The following is a 17,433-nucleotide window of genomic DNA, read 5'->3' on the forward strand; positions in this document are numbered from 1 at the left end:
TGTAATGAATCACGCAGTCCCACAGCGGAACCGAGAGTTACCCGTTTCTTCTATCAATTGCAATTCTCATCTACAACATGATGGATACCTTGAATGAGATTTTGCTCTAGAATACTGCCTTTATCAGCCAGAGCATATACATTCGCCAAGCAAATTTGATATTGGCTCAAAATATTCATTAAGGAGCCATTTATAGTAATCAATTCACGCATGTTATCATCCTGGCCAATTTTGACAAGTTTAAGTCTATCTTGAGGCATCACCTTTTCAATATGCTCAAAATCAATCATATATCCGACTTTTTCAAATTGAATAGAGTTTTCAACTACTCCAATATGTTTCAAATCGATCCTTTGATCAGCCAGGAGCTTTAAAAAGCCAGTATTCTTGATTAGTTGCTTTGTTACAAAGTTATATTCCTCGCTCCCGATACTGTGCTGCATTGTTTTTGCAGTACGAATGCTATATATAGGCCGCATAGGAATTCGTGTCAACAGATTATCCCGCAGTTTACTTAAAATTGTGTCACCAGGATAAAATTCTTTGGGTTCAAACAGTTCCAAATAGTACCAAAAATATTCATCATTAAAATTCGCCAAGAAATTGGGATCGTCCTTTATCTTTTTCTTTATATCGTCAAGAGAGTGGACAATACTTCCATAATCTCCTTTCTTGAAATCTTTGTTTTTCACCATCGAGAAAAGCAACGTCTTTGCCATCAATTCAAATCCCATAATGGTCTTATGATAGATTATATTGTAGAAAAAATATCGCGAGGAAATGAAATGCTCGACTGCTGTTATGGCCTTTCGATGAAATGAAATTAAACCTTTATCGCCTTTATTGGAATTCCATAATATATTTTGAATAATGTATTCAAGATCAATCTGCCCATATGGTGTACCCGTCGATATTGAATCCCGAAGCATATAATCCAAGCGATCGCAATCAAGAGTGCTGCTGATTAACTGTATATAGAAATCATTTTCGACATCTTCAGTATTGAAGATCCTTGCTATCTCAGAAGGATCATATCTGTCTTCCAGTAGTTTTCCTATTTCGCTTCCTTTGGCTGTCAATATCAATTTCCCTAATGCTTCATGGGAGGCGTTTTTGTTTTCGTGATCTCGTCCCGCCTCTATTAAAGCACCATAAGGGGGATTGTCAACGATTTCCTTTGATCTTACATCTGTGACATCTTGAGTATAGGCAACCCACTCGAAGGCTTTTTCTCCAAGATGCGATAGTGGATAATGCCCAATATCATGAAGAAGCGCGGCAAGTCTCAATTTCTGTTTGACCTCATCGCTTTTATCACCAGTCAGGTGTTCACATCCCACCTCCTTCAATTTATCAATAAAGCGAGACATAATATGCATTACGCCTATCGAATGTGAAAATCGCGAATGTTCTGCCCCCGGAAATACCAAACTGGCCAATCCTAAGTGCTTAATCTTCTTGAGTCGCTGAAACGTCCTTGTGTTTATAATATCCTGTTCAAGTTTCGAAATGCCGACTGGACCATGCGTATTATCGCATATTATTTTCTCATTGAAGTTGATTTTGGACAAGAGTAGTAGTCCCCTAAACTATTCTGGACAAGCTTTTATTCTCAATTAGCCCCAGGCGATCAAGTTGATTCCAAGCTGCTCGTACATGCGTATCGGCAAAATCGGATTTCCCAGCTCTCTTGAGCTGTTCTGTGATATTCTGAATAGTTATGTCATTAGGATCGGTGGTGGAAATGTACTTTAGATAATGAATAGAGCTCACCAACTCAAACCATTTATGTCGTTCAATGTCGTCTGGCTTTGCCGTCTGCAGCGTTTTGAGTTCGTTTATTTTTGCAGTAACATCTTCCCTTACTGTCACATTGTCGAGTTCATTGCGATAGTCATTGATACATTGCTTAATTCCATAAGCGGTCTTTGCTAGGTCATTTGAATAGGGCCCTAATTTATACCAGCTGAATCGAAATCCCAGATTAATTCCTAATAGCTGCAGCAAATATATAACCTTTTGAAGATATACACGGTCATCCAACTCATCGATTTTGAATCCCTCCATTTTTTGCATAACCATGTATACGCCAGCTGATCTTTTGTCCATCCAAAACCTCCAATAAGTATGTATAAATTTACACACACAAGATAATACTGTTAATCACATTATGAAACCACAACACTCTCGGTGTCAACAAAAAATATTTGGAGGTGGGGGGAATCGAACCCCCGTCCGAAAAAGGCGCCAGACCGTCCTCTACGTGCGTAGCCGCTCTCTATTTCTCACTTCCCTGCCTGCCGAGCGGCAGGCCAGCAGAGAAGCCAGCCCTTGTTTTTAAGTCCGGCTTAAGGGCGTCACCAGACCGAGCCTTCCTGTCCGACGCTCCGACCCGGCCCGGAAAGGCAGCAGACCGGCGGAACGGGTCCCTAGGAGTTAAACTCGACTAGGCGGCCATGGCGTAGTTGTATTCGCCATTTATTGTGGTTACCGGATGTTTAACGAGCAATCCGGAGTCCCTCGGCACGCCGACAATCCCACACCGATCCCGTCGAAACCAGTTCACCCCCAATAATTTAAGCAAACCGTGACGAGTCGCTGACCACCGATTCAAAGTCAAGTCAACCCGCCTAAAGGGCGGGTCACCCTGAATTCAAGTCCGGTGGTGATTGTCTGTTCCGTATCCAATATATATAATCGGTTCTGATTGTCAAATGTTTCAGGAGAATTGACAAAACCTGAAATGGCACGAGCGCCCGCCACGGCGGGCTGGTGCCCTGCCCGGCGGTGGCGTGGAAAGAAATGTCGAATCCCCCGACCAAGGGATCGGGACAGGCGCAGGGGATTTGACCTATTGAAATTGGGAAACAAGACCCGGACTAACTTTGGATGGAAATGGCCGCGGTGGAAAAATGGGAGCTAATCGACTATCAGTGTCCCCTCCGATAAGGCCTTGAGGTTTCCAATAATCGGGCGCGAAAAAAATTTACATCAGGCCGCTTGAAACGTTATAATATTGGATAATAAACCTTGTCAAGGGAGGATTTATGAGAAGGTTTTTTCTTTTAATTATCTGTTTACTGGCCTGTCTGTCGTTTATCGTTTCGTGCGATGACGACCCGGTTGGCCCGCCAAAAGATGTCGACTCACTATCGATCTCCGGATTCCCCAGCATGTCCGATATCTGGTGGAAATATCAGGTATTCGATTCGTTGAATGGTCTTTACGATACCGTTCTGGTCGCGTGTGAAGGGAATGAAACTCTCAGCGACGACCGCAATACCATAATCTGGGTCTATCATTACAAAACTTATGAAGACTCATTCTATGTGCATAAGAGCCACGACACGGTCTTCTTTTATCATGACACATCCGGCGTAAATCCATACAGAATTTATGTCTTTCCTTTGGCTTTGGGGCGTTTCTGGACCTTTGGAATGTCGCCTTATGACACGATCAGAGTAACTGAAAAGGGAACGGTCTCAACCCCGGCGGGCAATTTCGGGAACAGTTTTCTGGTTTCATCGCATTGGGGCTTTATTGATGCCACCGGCGACGAAGATATCTGGATATCGAAGGGGATCGGGATTGTCAAAGAGAGAATTTATCATATTACAATAGCCGGCACATCACTCAAAAAATGGGCCTTGATTGATTATCAGCCTCCGTTACTGTAAGAGCATGCAGTTCTTGAAATCAGGCCGAAAATCTCCTTTTCAGGAGCGGTCGCCCAGGATCGATGGAATGACCAATTCAACCGCCGTTTTGGGGCGACAGATGTGGCTATCTGCTTTCCGTTCTAAAAAGTGCTGAAGAAATTTATCGATTTTGCCCCAAAATCGGTCGATAAATATGAAAAAGAGCGCTGATTGATATTTTTAAGGCTTATTATATGAGGAATAATATGAAAGGGAGTAAAGAAGTGAGGATATTATTGGGATTGATTGCTCTGACCTTTGCGGCAATGGTGATTACTGCCACCGATGCCCGCTCCGGAGTAAATCTGGGTGTTTCCATTGATGATGAGGGATTACGCGGATTTCATCTGGCGATCGGAGAATATTTCCATGTGCCGGAAAGAGAGGTAGTAGTTGTCAGGGAAAGAAAATTACCCGAGGAGGAGCTGCCTGTGATCTTTTTCCTGGCGCGCAAAGTGCATGTAGAGCCGAAAGTAATAGTTGACATGCGCCTGGGCGGCAAAAGCTGGATGCAGATAACTCTGCACTATGGATTAAGTCCCGAGATTTTCTATATCGTTCTGAAGGAAGACCCGGGTCCGCCCTATGGCAAAGCCTACGGCTATTTCAAGAACAGGAAACGGACGGAATGGGCGCATATTGCGCTTGCCGATAATGACATTATTAATCTGGTCAATCTTCGCTTTGTGTCTGAGCATTATCGGTATGCGCCGGAGAACATAGTCAAGCTGAGAGGCCGCGGTGATTCATTTGTAGTGATTGCCAAAGAGATGAAAGGGGCCAAGCATTCATCGGAATCAGAGGGGAAACAGGACAACCACAAGAAAGAACCTAAGAGTAAGGGAAAAGATAAAGATAAATAGGAGGAATTCTTTCTCAGCCGGGGTCGCGGCATAATTCGGTCATGATATTTTTATCCGCACCTCGCTGCAGGAGGAACATGGCGGCCACCCGTCCGTTTGGTCATGAAGAAGCACCAAGAAGGGATATCAGAAATATTTCATTGTGGGAGCATACCCATTGTTCCTTCAAAGAAAATGGATCATGCATATGTTTATGAGTATCGGTCTAATCCTGGAAGCCGACAGATTTTATGTGGTAAAGGTGTCGGCTTTCCCGCTTATCCTTGATTATTTCAAGCAGATGTTCCGCCTCCTTGGTTCGGCTTTCGCATAAATCCATATATCCCTCGCTCTTAAAGTCCGCTTTCAATTCCTCAGCTATTTTCTTCTCTTTGCGCCAAATCTCATACTCATTTTCCGTGAAACACCATGTCCTGTATGGAAGCCCACTATTGCGCAGTGCCTTTGCGAGCCTGGTGGAATCCGCATCGAGAAGATCTCTCGAGTCATCCGGCTTGATTATCTGGCTGTAGAACACGCCCATCTGTCCGGCATTACCAATGATTTTTTTCATTGCCCCTACCGTCTCATCGAGATCATCAACGAAATAGAGTGTGTCTATCGCTATGATAGTGTTGAACGAGTTGGCAGGGAAATTGAGCTCATTCATATCACAGACGCGGAAAGACAATCGGTCCCGTTTCATCGCGGTCCGTTTGTTCGCTCGGTCGACAACACCCTCTGCGAAATCCACTCCCGTGATTTTCGCTCCCGTCCTGTCGGATAGGTATTCGGTGATACTGCCCACTCCACAACCGAGATCGAGCACTCTGTTAGCGGGAGTCAGATCAAGTACTTCCAGAAGTTTATCCAATTGTTCCTTATCGACCATGCTGAACTGGCAGAGGTCGATACCGTACACAAGTTCACAGAAACGCGAGTAGGCTTTGCAGTCACAGGATTTGATCATCCATTCATCGAAGCCGGAACTCATTTTCTTTTTGCGAAACTCGGTCGCCAGCCTGGCAGCCTCGTCCGATAAGGAGTAAAGACAGTTGTCGAATTGAAGATAACCCTTCGCCTTCAGGCTTTCGTAGGCTTCTGTCCAGTCCACAAGATCATTATCGAAGAATCGTTTCCCGAAATCATCAAGCGCGGATTTATCGGGTGACTCCCTCCTGAGCACAATGCTCCTAACCCCGATTAATAGCTGTTTCTCAGCTTCCGAGAACTCCGGCATCTGAAAACTCCATCCAATTCATTGGCTAAGGGTTCAATCATGTCAAATATAAGCATTAGCCAGCCATTTTTTCGAAATAAAATAATTGTCAGAACCCGAAGGTCAACCCACCAGATTCCCATATATCTTCATTTCAGCGTCCTCCGCCAGGTTCACTTCCCCCATCCCACCGGCGCCGATCTTCTCGATAATCCGGTAGTGTGACACCATCGTGCCATTAATCAGGGTCATATGGGTGCGGGTCTTGTCGTCGTCAGGACACACAAATCACCTCTATGACTTCGCTTTCAGGCGGGTCAGCCGCGCCTTAGTGTCTTCGACCTCCTTGATCCCCGGGTCGGCGTCTTTCCAGATGGTCAGGAATTGTTCCAGAGCAGCACGAGCCTTATTGCGTGCGCCGATCTCATCATAAGCGCAACCCAGCAGATAATACCCCTTCACAGAATACGCTCCGTCAAAGACGCGATTCTGGTCGTACTTCATTTGATTCTTTTCGAGGATATCGATAGCCCGGGATTTGTCTCCGGACCAAAGATACGCTTCTGCCAGTGCTCGGCTTCCGATCGCGGCAGACGCCACGCTGTCGCGCCTGGCCAAGTACTCAACGGCCCCGGCATAGTTCTTTGCGTAGAGCGCTATTTCTCCCTTGGCATCCCAGTATTGTTCAACATCAAAGGCTTTTTTCGACTCGGCATCTCTTTTCAATTGATCAATGAGGATTGTTTGTGTTTTCCAGGTCGTCTACTTTGTTGGCGGCAATGCATTCATCGGCGATCCGCAGCGCCTCACGGAATTTTCCGCGATAAATCGATATATATGTTAACGAGGCGCGCCAATAACCTCGCGCCGGCTTGCCGAGGTTGGAAAAATAGGAGCGGAAGGCATTCTCTGCCTGCGGATATTGACCCAGGAACATATACATATAGCCTTTCTTCTTGAGCGACTCCTGAAAATCAGGCTTAATTGAGAGAGCTTTCTGATATGAATCCAGAGCGGAATCAAGTTTTCCGGACGCCGCGTACAGATCTCCGCGCGAATCGTAAGGATTAGCTTCATTGGGAGCCAGTTGGATATACTTATTGATAGCGTCAATTGCTTCTTTGTGCCGACCCGACTCATCAAGCGCATACGCCAGCAGGTTCTGCGCCATGCGAAAATTGGGGTCAAGGGCTAACGCACGATTACAGCACACAATGATAGAGTCAGAATTCCTGGCTCTGCCTGACCCACTGTACATACCCGCGAGTCCATACCAGAATTCCTTGTCATCCGGGTAGCGGACGAGATAGTCTCGTGTAACGGCAATCGCTTCGTCATAATTGCCTTGCAAGGCGTTTAGCATGGATGTAAGACGCTGGCGGTCCCGGTCGCTGGCCCGGTCGACATATTTCATGGCCTGTGTTATAGCTTTCTCAAATTCAGGGGTACCGAAGTCAGACATCATGGCCAGCATCGCATAGGCATCGGCAAATGTCGAATCGTATTCAATGGCTTCATGCATGCAGCTCCGACCTTCTTCATTATAGTACTTATTCCAATACTCAAGTCCTTCGAGGTAATGCCTGTACGCCTCAGGCGAATGGGTTGTAACGTCGGCAATCTTCACAGACGATTCAGTTCTGACTGTCGCCGGCAAGGCGCTGCTCTTCTTTACATCTTCCGTTAAGCGATCAATGACGGCAAAGATATCTTCACCCGAATTCCCGGTGACCCGCTGGCTGGCGATCACTCCTCCACTGGCAACGTCGATCAATTGCGAAGTCAGCACGATTCGCGGTTCGCTCTGCAATATCGAGCCGGTCAGCATCCATTTGGCTTCCGCCTTTCGGGCAATTTGTGAGGCGGTCGCTCGGTCGATCGTCTTAACTCCCTCCTTGCCCATCTGCTTGAGCAGATCATAGAGACGCTGGCTTGACATTACTTTCACATATTCAGACTGAGACAATCCGGTGATCAATAAATTGGTAGCTATTTCGCCGAGACGTTTAGAATCGGCAGGATCGGTGATATTGTCAAAATACATCACCGCCAGCCAGTTTGTGGAGGCCTGCGTTTCATGCGTGGGCGATATCTCAAATTTCCATGGTTTTAAGACCAGAGCCAGTACTAAGACGCCGACCGCTATGATCGACGGAACAACAACACGCAGCCGGTGCTTTCGAAGACCGGGAAAGCTACCAAGCAATGATGCCGCATGTTTAAGGTCCGCCAGCAGGTCATCGGCATGCTGGTATCGTTCATTTTTCTGCTTCGCAAGCATCTTGCCGATGATTCGTTGCAGCTCATCGGGTATGCCCGCCCTGAAGCGCGCCAGCGGTTCAGGCTCCTCATATCCAATTGAATGTAGAATAGCCGGTTCATGTTCTCCCTTAAAGGGTAATTGACCGGCAATCATCTCATATAGCACGACGCCGAAGGAGAAGATATCCGACGGTTCACCCATGGACTCTCCCCGAGTTTGTTCGGGAGACATATAATGCAGGGTTCCCAGAGTCGAACCAGTCCTGGTCAAATGATCGGCTCCCCTGACTGCGGCCAGACCAAAATCGACTATCCGAGCCCGGCCGTGGGAATCGATTAGGATGTTCGACGGCTTGATATCCCGATGGATTACACCCGCCTTGTGAGCCGCCTCTAAGCCATCGCAAATCTGCATACCTAATTCGAGAATCCTCGGGAGAGAAAGTTTTTGTTGCGCGATATAGTCTTTCAACGAGCAGCCTTCCACATACTGCATAGCAATAAATGGGTGGCCACTATACTCACTTACTTCATGCACTTGAATGATATTGGGATGATCAAGCTTAGCCGCGGCCTGAGCCTCACGTCTGAATCGGGCTCGGCAGTCGGCATCCCGGCACAGATGTGAAGCGAGGAACTTAAGAGCGACCTTACGATTGAGTTCAGTGTCCTCGGCGAGATAGACTTCTCCCATCCCGCCGGATCCGATCTTCTCGATGATCCGGTAGTGCCCGATTATGTTGCCGTGTGCGAGTTGAACGTGCGATCGGGTAATGTCGTTCGGATCGCTGTCCGGCATAGTGGTCAATATCCTCGCCTTGGCGGCGCTGATGCCGCCGAAAGTTTATTATGCATCCAGTCCCATTTTCTTTAACATAGCGGCGAACCGTTGGTCCGAGATAAGATCGCCGAAATCCGAATCAGTTCCGAGGTCTACCATTCTAGGGCAGCGTTCCTGATATGCTCTTTCGAGCCACTCAAAGGCCTGATCCGATTCGCCCAGCCGGGCATAGGCTGCCGCTATGGCGACAGCAGGAATATAGCGTTGACCAGCGTATTGCTTCAGCAATTCAACATGTTTTTGCCAGCAGGCATGATACCCTGATTCCCGGTATATTTTTCTTAGTGCTGCAAGATCATTGGAGTCATAACCTTTCCAAACAGCCGCAAATTCCAAATACTCCCTGGTGGCCTCATCGTGCATCCCGCGCCGTGTATATATACCTATCCGGGCAAAGTGTCCCAGGGGAGAAGTCGGATCCATGTTCAGGATTTCCTGGCATTGTTCCTCCGCCGCAGCAAGCTCGCCCCGCTCGTCGAGAATCAATGCGTAAGCGACTCTGATGATCACAGAAAGCGGGTCAAGTGTTTGAGCCTTCCGGATTTCTTCCATCGCTTCTTTTGTCCGTTTCATAGACCGTAATTGCATGGCATACCAATGATGTGCGGTGGCATATCCGGGGTTCAACTCAATAGCCTGCCTGAATTCACGTTCCGCTTTTGGCCAATCCCAATCATAGTTGCGTGCTATGAATGCCAGCGAGGCATGGGCTTCGGCCAGCAATTCGTCCTTTTCAAGTGCTTTTAAGGCCAACGCCTTGGCTTTCGAAAAGGCCTCAACGGGAGAAAGGTCCCAGGCCTGATTCAGCATACTGTAGCAATCGGCCAAGCCGGAGTAGGCGAGGGCGAAATCCGGGTCTTTCGCAATTGCCTGTTCGAAAAAGGCGATCGCCTTTCTGATCTCCTTGGGCATTCTTCTGTTCCAGTAGTAACGACCCTGCAAATAGAGATTGTAGGCCTCAACGTTGTGGGCTCGAATTCTTACCATGTTGCCCCTTTCATTTCCCAGCAGATTGATTTTCAGTCTCTCCACAATCGCAAGAGATATCTCATCTTGAATTGCAAAAACATCCTTCATTTCCTTGTCATATCGGTCCGACCAGAGATGAGAACCGTCTTTTACTACGATCAGTTGCGCCGTTACTCGCAAATGGTTGCCTGCCTTGCGAACACTGCCTTCCAACAGCGTTTCCACTCCGAGCTTTCGCCCGATTTCGCGGACATCCTCGTTTTTGCCCTTAAACGAAAAGGCGGAGGTTCGGGCGATAACCCGCAGGTTTTCCAATTGTGAAAGGGCATTGATTATTTCCTCGGCCATGCCGTCACAAAAATACTCTTGTTCCGGGTCAGAACTCAAATTGGCAAATGGGAGCACCGCAATGGAAGGCCCTTTTATCAGAACATAAAATTCAGATTGTTGGCTGATTCTTTTCAAATCTGCCGCTATCTCGTCCGCATGCTGGTACCGCAGATTCTTATCCTTAGCAAGTGCTTTGCTTACAATGCGCTGGAGTTCATCTGGAACGTCGGACTTATAGCGTGCCAGAGGCTCCGGTTCTTCATATCCGATAGAATATATAATGGCTGGTTCATGGTCACCCTTGAAAGGCAGATGGCCAGTGATCATTTCATATAGGACAGCCCCGAAAGAGAATATGTCCGACCGCTGGTCAACTTCCTCCCCACGCGTCTGCTCGTGGGACATGTAATGCAATGTCCCCATGGTTGAACCAGTCTTAGTGAGTTTTTTGTCCCCTCTGATAGCTGCCAAGCCGAAATCAAGAATCTTTGCTCTACCATCATGGTCAATCAGAATATTAGAAGGCTTAATATCTCGGTGAATTATTCCTGCTTGATGAGCTTTATTCAGTCCTTCGCAGATCTGGATTGATAGATCAATGATCTTCTGAATAGAATTATCCCGCTTCTTGATAAAATCGGCCAGCGATTCGCCTTCAATATGCTGCATAGCAAAAAAGGGTCGCCCTTGGTATTCCGAGACTTCATAAACCTGTATGATATTGGGGTGATCGAGTTTGGCGGCGGCTTGTGCTTCTCGTTTGAGCCGGGCGCGGCAGTCAGCATCCTGACAAAGATGAGGGGGAAGGAATTTGAGGGCTACCTTCCGGTTGAGCTCGGTGTCCTCAGCAAGGTACACCTCACCCATCCCACCGGCGCCGATCTTCTCTACAACCTTATAATGACCAATGAGAGTGCCTTTAGTTAACATTGGATAGGATTCCGTTTTTCCTTCACCTGCATCGGATTCCATATGGTCTCCAGCAAAATTTAGATTTATCGATTGGTGTCAGGATGCTTAAATAAATTTAAGCGCGGTCAATGTAATCTGCAAGGGAAAATAGTTTATGTGAATATGAATTCTTGAGGACAATCAACTCCCTTGGCCGGAATTGATTGTTTAACAAGATATTACGGGGGCGAGGATTTTCGCCGCTGTTTTTCTATAGGCTCTTGTTCGGATCGGGGATACGGGCGCGGACCTTATGCCAGGCTTCTTTTTCCAGAAAACTTCCCGGCAGATCGGATTCCATCTCTTTGAACATCGCAAACGGGACTGTGAAACTTAGAATATCCGGGGGTACCTGCGGCCGGGCCGAAATATCGAACATCCCCATGACCGCCCGCGGCTGCTCCCGTAATGATTCATGATACGGCAGCATACAGATACTGTGACATCCGGCGCCAAAGCGGACAATGACATTGTCGATCCCCGGTTTCCCATAATTGGCCAGAACGGTCAGGGCGGAAATCTGGTCGGGATTGGCATAGAAACAGATCAGGACGGGAGTTTCTTTGGTCTCATCCACCAATTCCAGCGGCCTGAAAATGACATAGGTAAACGGAATGTCGGTAATCGGCATCTGGGCAATTTTCGTTCTGGCCAGTTCCGGTGTTTTGATATATGCCTCACCCTCGCGGTGCCCCTCACCCCGCCCGGTCGAGAGGAAATACTCGATTCCACCGGGAAACTCGCGGTAGGCATCGCCAAAGCACAAGCCGACTTTTCCCCCCAGACAGCCGCAGGTTTCGCGGTTGATAACGGCGGTTTTCCCTCTGCTCGCAGCGGTGAGCATCGACACGACACATCCCCATTTGCCTTTTTTGAATTGAATTGCCTCATCCGGCTGGTCGTTGCTGAAAAGAATCGCCACCGGAGAAAACTGAAGTTTCAGTTCTTTGCTGATTCTGCTTTCCATAATTTTCTATCCTTGATTTTTGGATAATATATCACGAGAGCGTCAAAAGCCGAAAAATATTCTTGCATTGCGGTTCAATTTAGGCAATCTTTTTCCAAACGGAGTTTGATTATTATGAAAAGAGAATATTTTCTTATCTCGTTATTTCTTCTGATAGTCGCCATCTTCTTTTATCTCTTCTATAAAATGATGGCGCCGCTGTTTATTCCCATCGCCTGGGGGGCGATCCTGGCGATTGTCTTTTATCCTCTCTATAAGCGGGTCAACCGGAAAGTCAAATCGCCCGGCTGGGCGGCGCTGCTGATATGTATTTTTGTATTTTTTGTGATTATCGGCCCGGCGCTGTACATTCTGGCCAATCTGGTCGGCGAAGCTTCTGATGCGTTCAATCGTGTCAACACCCTTTATGAAAGCGGGGAGTTGAGCAACTATCTTGCGCGGGTAGCACCGTTTTTCGACAAAATCAGATTGAAACTCTATGCCGCCTATCCGGACTTGGCCAAGATAAATTTCGAGTCAACCATCAAAGATATAATCACTACTGTCACGACTGTGATCGGCGCCAAGGCAACCACGGTTGTCGCCAATATCACCAAGACCATTTTTCAATTTTTCCTGACCATATTTGCCATGTATTATTTTTTCCGTGACGGCAACAAGGTGGTTTCATTTCTCAAACGGATGACCCCGCTGAGTTCCGACCAGGTGGGAGTTACCTATTCTTATCTCAAAGAAGTTGTTGAGGGAACCATGTACGGCGGGGTGGTGATGGCGATCATACAGGGCTCACTCGGCGGCATCCTCTTCGCGATCATGGGTATTTCCTCGCCCGTATTCTGGGGCGCGGTGATGGGATTTCTGTCGTTCCTGCCTATTCTGGGGCCTTTTCTGATTTATATCCCGGCTGGTCTTATTCTAATTCTGGCCGGCTCGCCGGTGAAAGGAATTCTGACATTGTTTATCGGCACGGTGGTGATAAGCCAGGTCGATAATTTCGTCCGTCCGCTTCTATTTCGCGGCAAGACCCAGATGCATACTTTCCTGATGTTTTTTTCCATTATGGGCGGGATGGCAATGTTCGGCTTGATCGGTATTGTCCTGGGGCCGCTTATTACGGCCATATTCATGACTATCCTGAAAGTATTCGAGTTCAAGCTTCACCCCGAATCCGGCCCGATTGACTATACGACGTGAGCACCGGCTGAAAATGGGATGGATGGGACGGATTAATGATTATTATCTGAGGCGCTGGCAGCGGGGGCAGTAATGGGCCGACCGGGAGCCGATCTTCTGCCGTCTTATCGCCGCGCCGCACCGAAAACAGGGCTCCCCCTCGCGGCCATAGGCTTTAAGATAATGCTGGAATCCCCCCGGTTTCCCATCAACCCCGGCGAAAGTATCCACCGAGGTCCCCATCTTATTGATAGCTTTTCGGAGCACTTGTTGTATTGCCCGGTAGAGTTCTTCGAGTTTCTTTTTAGGTAGAGAATCGGTGCTTCTTTTGGGATGAATCCGGGCCAAATAGAGAGCTTCATCGGCGTAGATATTCCCCAGTCCGGCCAGAAAAGTCTGGTCGAGGAGCGCCGGTTTTATCATTCGTTTGGCAGAGCGAAAAAGAGCAATAAAAGCATCAGGCTTGATTTCCAGCGGTTCCGGCCCCAGATCATTCAATCCTTGCCGGGAAGAAAGCTCGCCTGTTTTCAGGAGTCGAACGCGCCCGAAGCGGCGATAGTCGTTGAAATGGAGTGAATAATGACTATCCCGGAAATAAAAAATCAGATGGTCATGTTTATCAATGGGCGCTTTTTTCGGAAGATAATAGAAATGGCCGGTCATTTTCAGATGCACCCAGAGGGTGTGCCCATCGGACAAGTCCATCAAGATATTTTTCCCTCGCCGCCGGATAGCGATGAATTTCTTGCCGCGAAGTTTATCAATATCCCCCTCAAAATAAGCTCGGGCGATCCGGGGGGAATTTATATAGAGGGAATCAATGATTTGATTCAGGACGGTTCGGCGGAGCCCCCGGACAACAGTCTCAACTTCGGGTAGTTCCGGCATTAATTGACATCCTGTCTTAGGAGAAAAGCAGATTCTTACGGCTGGGCCGCCAGCTGCTCTAGTTCATCAATGATAGTCTGGACATCATGACCGTGAAGCATGGCGCCCATTTCGAGCGTTTCCAATTTCATCCCGGGGCAGTCAAAACAGCCGCCATGGAAATATTTTTGTATGACTGTGCCGGCCTGAGGCACCGCCTCGATAATCTCCCCGATTGTCATCTCTTTAGTAATCTTAATCACAGTTGCACTCTCCCAAATTTGGCGAAATTATGGATAGGTTTTGCCGTCAACTTTGGCCGAGAGGAGCTGTCCGGTCCCCTCGAAAATGATATATTTCACCAGTCCGATATCGCGGGCGAACCACCAGTAGCTGTCACCGTTATAATTCCCGCGCTTGCTGTAAAGCGATTTATATGACATTCTCATCTGGATACAATCGTTGAAAGTTCCGGCCGGAGTTATGACCGGGCCGGCGCTGAGAATCTCGTATTCCACCTGAATACGGCGATGGGTGTTGAGCGAATCGCCCATGATTTCGGCGGCCGAGAAAAGGAGCGTGTCGCCGACGGTGTGCGACCAGGGGACAAAGGGAAGGGCCGGTTCAAAATGGAGCGCGGGGGCATCTTTCACGGCGAAAACCATATTCTTCCATCCGGCGCCGCGATCGCTTTTGAGGAAATCTTTCCAGTACTGAATCCGGCCGGTGCTGTCGTAATAAGTGATGGTGTAAAGCTCGTTGACATTGCCCGATACGACCGCTTTCCCGAGCGGCCCGCTGTACTGATACTGATCCCACTGATTAAGGGGATAATAGCGTTGGAATTCACCCCGAGCGGGTCGTTCCACTCGCTTAATACAACCCGAAAGCAACAATGACAGCACGATGAGAAAAAGAGTGATGGCCCGAATCCGATTCACTGCTTCTTCCCGTCTTGTCTGGAACGGTAATCCTCTATGGCCGCCCGGAGAGCATCGGTAGCCAGGTTGGAGCAGTGCATTTTGATCGGCGGCAGACCATCGAGCGCCTCGGCAACATCATTGCGAGTCAGCCTCTCGGCTTCATCAACGGTCTTCCCTTTCACCATTTCGGTAGTAATGGAACTGGTCGCAATGGCCGCACCGCACCCGAAGGTCTTGAATTTGATATCGGTAATGATATTATTCTCAACTTTGATATACATCGCCATGATGTCGCCGCATGAAGGATTACCCACGGTACCGACGCCGTCGGCATCTTTTATTTCGCCGACATTGCGCGGATTTTGAAAATGCTCAATAACCTTGGCTGAATACATCGAAACATCACCTTTCAAAGGGCATCAAAAATATCCACTTTAATATACGGCATTCGCCCAAAAATTCAAGTGAATAATTTCACATATTCAGACCTGATTATTTAATGGGTGGAGACTTCTCCGGCATTAAAAGCCATGATCCCATCTCTGGTATCTATTACCAGTTGGCCGGTCCGGTCAATATCTATTACGATTCCTGATATGACTTTACGCCCGATTTTCAGCTTTATTTCTTTATCCTGCAGATAGGAATATTTGAGTATTTTTTTTCTGGTCTCCTGCAGTCCCGATTTTTTGAATGCGGCATATTCCTTCTCAAAATTGCGCAGGAATTTCTGGAGGAATTCCACCCGAAGGATATTCTCCTTGGCGCCGATTCTAATGGAAGTGGCCGTATCTTTCAAATGATCCGGGAAATCGGCTCTTTTTTGATTGACATTAACTCCTACGCCGACAACAACATACTCCACCCTATCAATTTCGGCGGAGAGTTCGGTCAAGATTCCGGCCACTTTCAGGCCGGAAATGAGAATATCGTTGGGCCATTTGATCTTGACATCGATATCATCATAAGAAGCAATGGTGTCGGCCAGAGCGGCGGCAGTCAGAAGAGATATCCCGGGGGCCTGGGTTGGGTGAATTTTGGGGTAAAGAATTATGGAGCAATAGAGGCCGACTTTATTCGGCGAGTACCATTCCCTACCCAAACGCCCGCGTCCGCGGGTCTGATGTTCGGCGATTACGAGAGTTCCCTCCGGCACCCCGGCGGAAGCCAGTTGCGAGGCGATGGCGTTGGTCGACTGCACGGACTGATAGGCATATATCTTTTTCCCGATAAGGCGGGTATTCAGGCGATAGGAAATCTCGGTGGAAAGGAAATTATCGGGCGCTGAAACAAAGGCATAATGTCCATGGCGGTCGGCCCGGATGGTGTAGCCCCAACAGCGCAGCAATCCCACGGCGCCGATGATATGCTCGCGGGTGACTTTAAAGATTTTCGCCAGCTTCAGCGGATCGGTCGTCTGACCCGGATGGGCGCGCATTTTTTCCAGGGCTTTGTCGGCCAGCAATTCGGGATTACGGGTGTACATCTAAGCCACAATCCTGAGTGAGAAGTCGGCTGATGTGGCCGAATGGGTCAGGGCGCCGATCGAGATATAATCGACCCCTGTTTTGGCCACTGCCGCAACATTATCAAGATTCATATTCCCCGAGGCTTCCAGTTTCAAATCACCGGCAAGTGAGCGGGCGCATTTTACCAGCAAGGCCAGGCTCTCGAGTGACTGATTATCCAGAAGAAGCCGCTTGATACCGGAATCCACCGCTTCTTTCAATTGTGCTTCGCTGACCACCTCGACTTCGAGCACAACTCGCGAAGGATCAATCACATATTTCTTTTTGAATTCCGGCGAGCCCAGGAATTTTCGGACCTTCTCTACGGCCCCGGCTACAGAGCCGCAGGCGGCAATATGATTGTCCTTTATCAGCACCATGTCAAAAAGGCCGAAACGATGATTCTCGCCCCCGCCACAGGCGACAGCATACTTTTCCAGATAGCGCAGGCCGGGGGTTGTTTTGCGAGTATCAAGGATGATGGCTTTGGTCCCACTTACTTTTTCCACGAATTTCCCGGTCAGAGTGGCGATACCGGAGAGATGTCCCAGGAAATTGAGGGCTGTCCGCTCACCGGTCATAATTGCGCGGCTGTTTCCTCTTATTTCAGCGATGGTATCACCGTGGTCAAAGGGCAGGCCGTCCCCTTTATCGCTTTTGACCTCAATTTTGCCATCCAGCTTCCTGAAAACCGCCTCCATTATCGACAGACCTGCCAAAATCCCCTCTGATTTGGCGACGATTTCCGCAGCGGCGGGTTTCTCTTCAATGCACCCGAGGGTGGTAATATCCCCCGGCCCGACATCTTCCATGAGAGCCAGTTCCACTTGCTGGAGGAGTATTTGGTCAAAAGAACTCATCGGCATTTAAGATAATAATTGGG

The 17,433-nt window shown here is 48.2% G+C and carries 17 protein-coding genes and 1 other RNA gene; 3 read left to right on the top strand and 15 right to left on the bottom strand.

Features of this window, described 5'->3' with window-relative positions:
- Positions 1–53 precede the first annotated feature (53 nt).
- The 3 genes from NT002_13135 to ssrA all read right to left on the bottom strand — a co-directional run bounded on the left by NT002_13135 (position 54) and on the right by ssrA (position 2,570).
- Positions 54–1,430, bottom strand: a complete 1,377-nt coding sequence (locus NT002_13135) for an HD domain-containing protein (GenBank protein ID MCX6830203.1) — start codon at positions 1,428–1,430, stop codon at positions 54–56.
- Between the two features lie 154 nt (positions 1,431–1,584).
- Positions 1,585–2,109, bottom strand: coding sequence for a hypothetical protein (locus tag NT002_13140; GenBank protein MCX6830204.1), 525 nt, complete (start codon positions 2,107–2,109; stop codon positions 1,585–1,587).
- A gap of 96 nt (positions 2,110–2,205) precedes the next feature.
- Positions 2,206–2,570, bottom strand: a transfer-messenger RNA (tmRNA) gene (gene ssrA / locus NT002_13145).
- Positions 2,571–3,047: 477 nt separating this feature from the next.
- Between ssrA and NT002_13150 the strand changes: the two genes are divergently transcribed.
- Complete coding sequence (locus NT002_13150) at positions 3,048–3,677, top strand: hypothetical protein (protein ID MCX6830205.1); 630 nt, start codon at positions 3,048–3,050, stop codon at positions 3,675–3,677.
- A gap of 227 nt (positions 3,678–3,904) precedes the next feature.
- Positions 3,905–4,561: a hypothetical protein gene (locus NT002_13155; protein MCX6830206.1), complete on the top strand. Its 657-nt coding sequence runs from the start codon at positions 3,905–3,907 to the stop codon at positions 4,559–4,561.
- A 205-nt stretch (positions 4,562–4,766) separates the two neighbouring features.
- Here the strand turns inward: NT002_13155 and NT002_13160 are convergent, their stop codons facing one another.
- The 6 genes from NT002_13160 to NT002_13185 form a co-directional block, all read right to left on the bottom strand.
- Positions 4,767–5,780, bottom strand: a complete 1,014-nt coding sequence (locus NT002_13160; protein MCX6830207.1) for a class I SAM-dependent methyltransferase — start codon at positions 5,778–5,780, stop codon at positions 4,767–4,769.
- 102 nt (positions 5,781–5,882) lie between these two features.
- A complete protein-coding gene (locus NT002_13165; protein MCX6830208.1) occupies positions 5,883–6,044 on the bottom strand; it encodes a hypothetical protein in 162 nt (53 codons plus the stop codon).
- Positions 6,045–6,053: 9 nt separating this feature from the next.
- Positions 6,054–6,485, bottom strand: coding sequence for a hypothetical protein (locus NT002_13170; GenBank protein ID MCX6830209.1), 432 nt, complete (start codon positions 6,483–6,485; stop codon positions 6,054–6,056).
- Positions 6,486–6,489: 4 nt separating this feature from the next.
- Entirely contained in the window at positions 6,490–8,820 is a 2,331-nt protein-coding gene (locus tag NT002_13175; GenBank protein ID MCX6830210.1) for a FlgO family outer membrane protein, read from the bottom strand.
- Positions 8,821–8,868: 48 nt separating this feature from the next.
- Positions 8,869–11,133, bottom strand: a complete 2,265-nt coding sequence (locus tag NT002_13180) for a protein kinase (protein MCX6830211.1) — start codon at positions 11,131–11,133, stop codon at positions 8,869–8,871.
- 190 nt (positions 11,134–11,323) lie between these two features.
- A complete protein-coding gene (locus NT002_13185; protein MCX6830212.1) occupies positions 11,324–12,079 on the bottom strand; it encodes a DUF169 domain-containing protein in 756 nt (251 codons plus the stop codon).
- A 114-nt stretch (positions 12,080–12,193) separates the two neighbouring features.
- On the opposite strand from NT002_13185, the gene NT002_13190 reads away from it, so the two are divergent.
- Positions 12,194–13,273: an AI-2E family transporter gene (locus NT002_13190; protein ID MCX6830213.1), complete on the top strand. Its 1,080-nt coding sequence runs from the start codon at positions 12,194–12,196 to the stop codon at positions 13,271–13,273.
- Positions 13,274–13,315: 42 nt separating this feature from the next.
- Here NT002_13190 and mutM read toward each other — a convergent pair whose 3' ends face one another.
- The 6 genes from mutM to nadC form a co-directional block, all read right to left on the bottom strand.
- On the bottom strand, positions 13,316–14,140 hold the full coding sequence (mutM, locus tag NT002_13195) for a bifunctional DNA-formamidopyrimidine glycosylase/DNA-(apurinic or apyrimidinic site) lyase (protein ID MCX6830214.1): 825 nt from the start codon (positions 14,138–14,140) through the stop codon (positions 13,316–13,318).
- A 35-nt stretch (positions 14,141–14,175) separates the two neighbouring features.
- Positions 14,176–14,382 (bottom strand): DUF1858 domain-containing protein, encoded by a 207-nt coding sequence (locus NT002_13200; protein MCX6830215.1) that lies wholly within the window; start codon positions 14,380–14,382, stop codon positions 14,176–14,178.
- 27 nt (positions 14,383–14,409) lie between these two features.
- A complete protein-coding gene (locus tag NT002_13205) occupies positions 14,410–15,060 on the bottom strand; it encodes a hypothetical protein (GenBank protein ID MCX6830216.1) in 651 nt (216 codons plus the stop codon).
- Positions 15,057–15,437, bottom strand: coding sequence for a Fe-S cluster assembly scaffold protein NifU (nifU, locus tag NT002_13210; GenBank protein MCX6830217.1), 381 nt, complete (start codon positions 15,435–15,437; stop codon positions 15,057–15,059). Before nifU ends, NT002_13205 begins: the two co-directional genes overlap by 4 nt.
- A gap of 101 nt (positions 15,438–15,538) precedes the next feature.
- The gene (locus NT002_13215; protein ID MCX6830218.1) at positions 15,539–16,528 is read right to left on the bottom strand and encodes a biotin--[acetyl-CoA-carboxylase] ligase; all 990 of its coding nucleotides are present in this window, start codon (positions 16,526–16,528) and stop codon (positions 15,539–15,541) included.
- Positions 16,529–17,410, bottom strand: a complete 882-nt coding sequence (nadC, locus tag NT002_13220) for a carboxylating nicotinate-nucleotide diphosphorylase (GenBank protein MCX6830219.1) — start codon at positions 17,408–17,410, stop codon at positions 16,529–16,531. It lies immediately after the preceding gene.
- Between the last annotated feature and the right edge of the window lie 23 nt (positions 17,411–17,433).

The organism is Candidatus Zixiibacteriota bacterium (assembly GCA_026397505.1).
GTDB lineage: Bacteria > Zixibacteria > MSB-5A5 > GN15 > PGXB01 > JAPLUR01.

Excerpts from the sequence above, each read along its gene's own strand:
- NT002_13140 (MCX6830204.1), bottom strand. The coding sequence starts at position 2,109 with ATGGACAAAAGATCAGCTGGCGTATACATGGTTATGCAAAAAATGGAG.
- NT002_13150 (MCX6830205.1), top strand. The coding sequence starts at position 3,048 with ATGAGAAGGTTTTTTCTTTTAATTATCTGTTTACTGGCCTGTCTGTCG.
- NT002_13155 (MCX6830206.1), top strand. The coding sequence starts at position 3,905 with ATGAAAGGGAGTAAAGAAGTGAGGATATTATTGGGATTGATTGCTCTG.
- NT002_13160 (MCX6830207.1), bottom strand. The coding sequence starts at position 5,780 with ATGCCGGAGTTCTCGGAAGCTGAGAAACAGCTATTAATCGGGGTTAGG.
- NT002_13175 (MCX6830210.1), bottom strand. The coding sequence starts at position 8,820 with ATGCCGGACAGCGATCCGAACGACATTACCCGATCGCACGTTCAACTC.
- NT002_13180 (MCX6830211.1), bottom strand. The coding sequence starts at position 11,133 with ATGGAATCCGATGCAGGTGAAGGAAAAACGGAATCCTATCCAATGTTA.
- NT002_13185 (MCX6830212.1), bottom strand. The coding sequence starts at position 12,079 with ATGGAAAGCAGAATCAGCAAAGAACTGAAACTTCAGTTTTCTCCGGTG.
- NT002_13190 (MCX6830213.1), top strand. The coding sequence starts at position 12,194 with ATGAAAAGAGAATATTTTCTTATCTCGTTATTTCTTCTGATAGTCGCC.
- mutM (MCX6830214.1), bottom strand. The coding sequence starts at position 14,140 with ATGCCGGAACTACCCGAAGTTGAGACTGTTGTCCGGGGGCTCCGCCGA.
- nifU (MCX6830217.1), bottom strand. The coding sequence starts at position 15,437 with ATGTATTCAGCCAAGGTTATTGAGCATTTTCAAAATCCGCGCAATGTC.
- NT002_13215 (MCX6830218.1), bottom strand. The coding sequence starts at position 16,528 with ATGTACACCCGTAATCCCGAATTGCTGGCCGACAAAGCCCTGGAAAAA.
- nadC (MCX6830219.1), bottom strand. The coding sequence starts at position 17,410 with ATGAGTTCTTTTGACCAAATACTCCTCCAGCAAGTGGAACTGGCTCTC.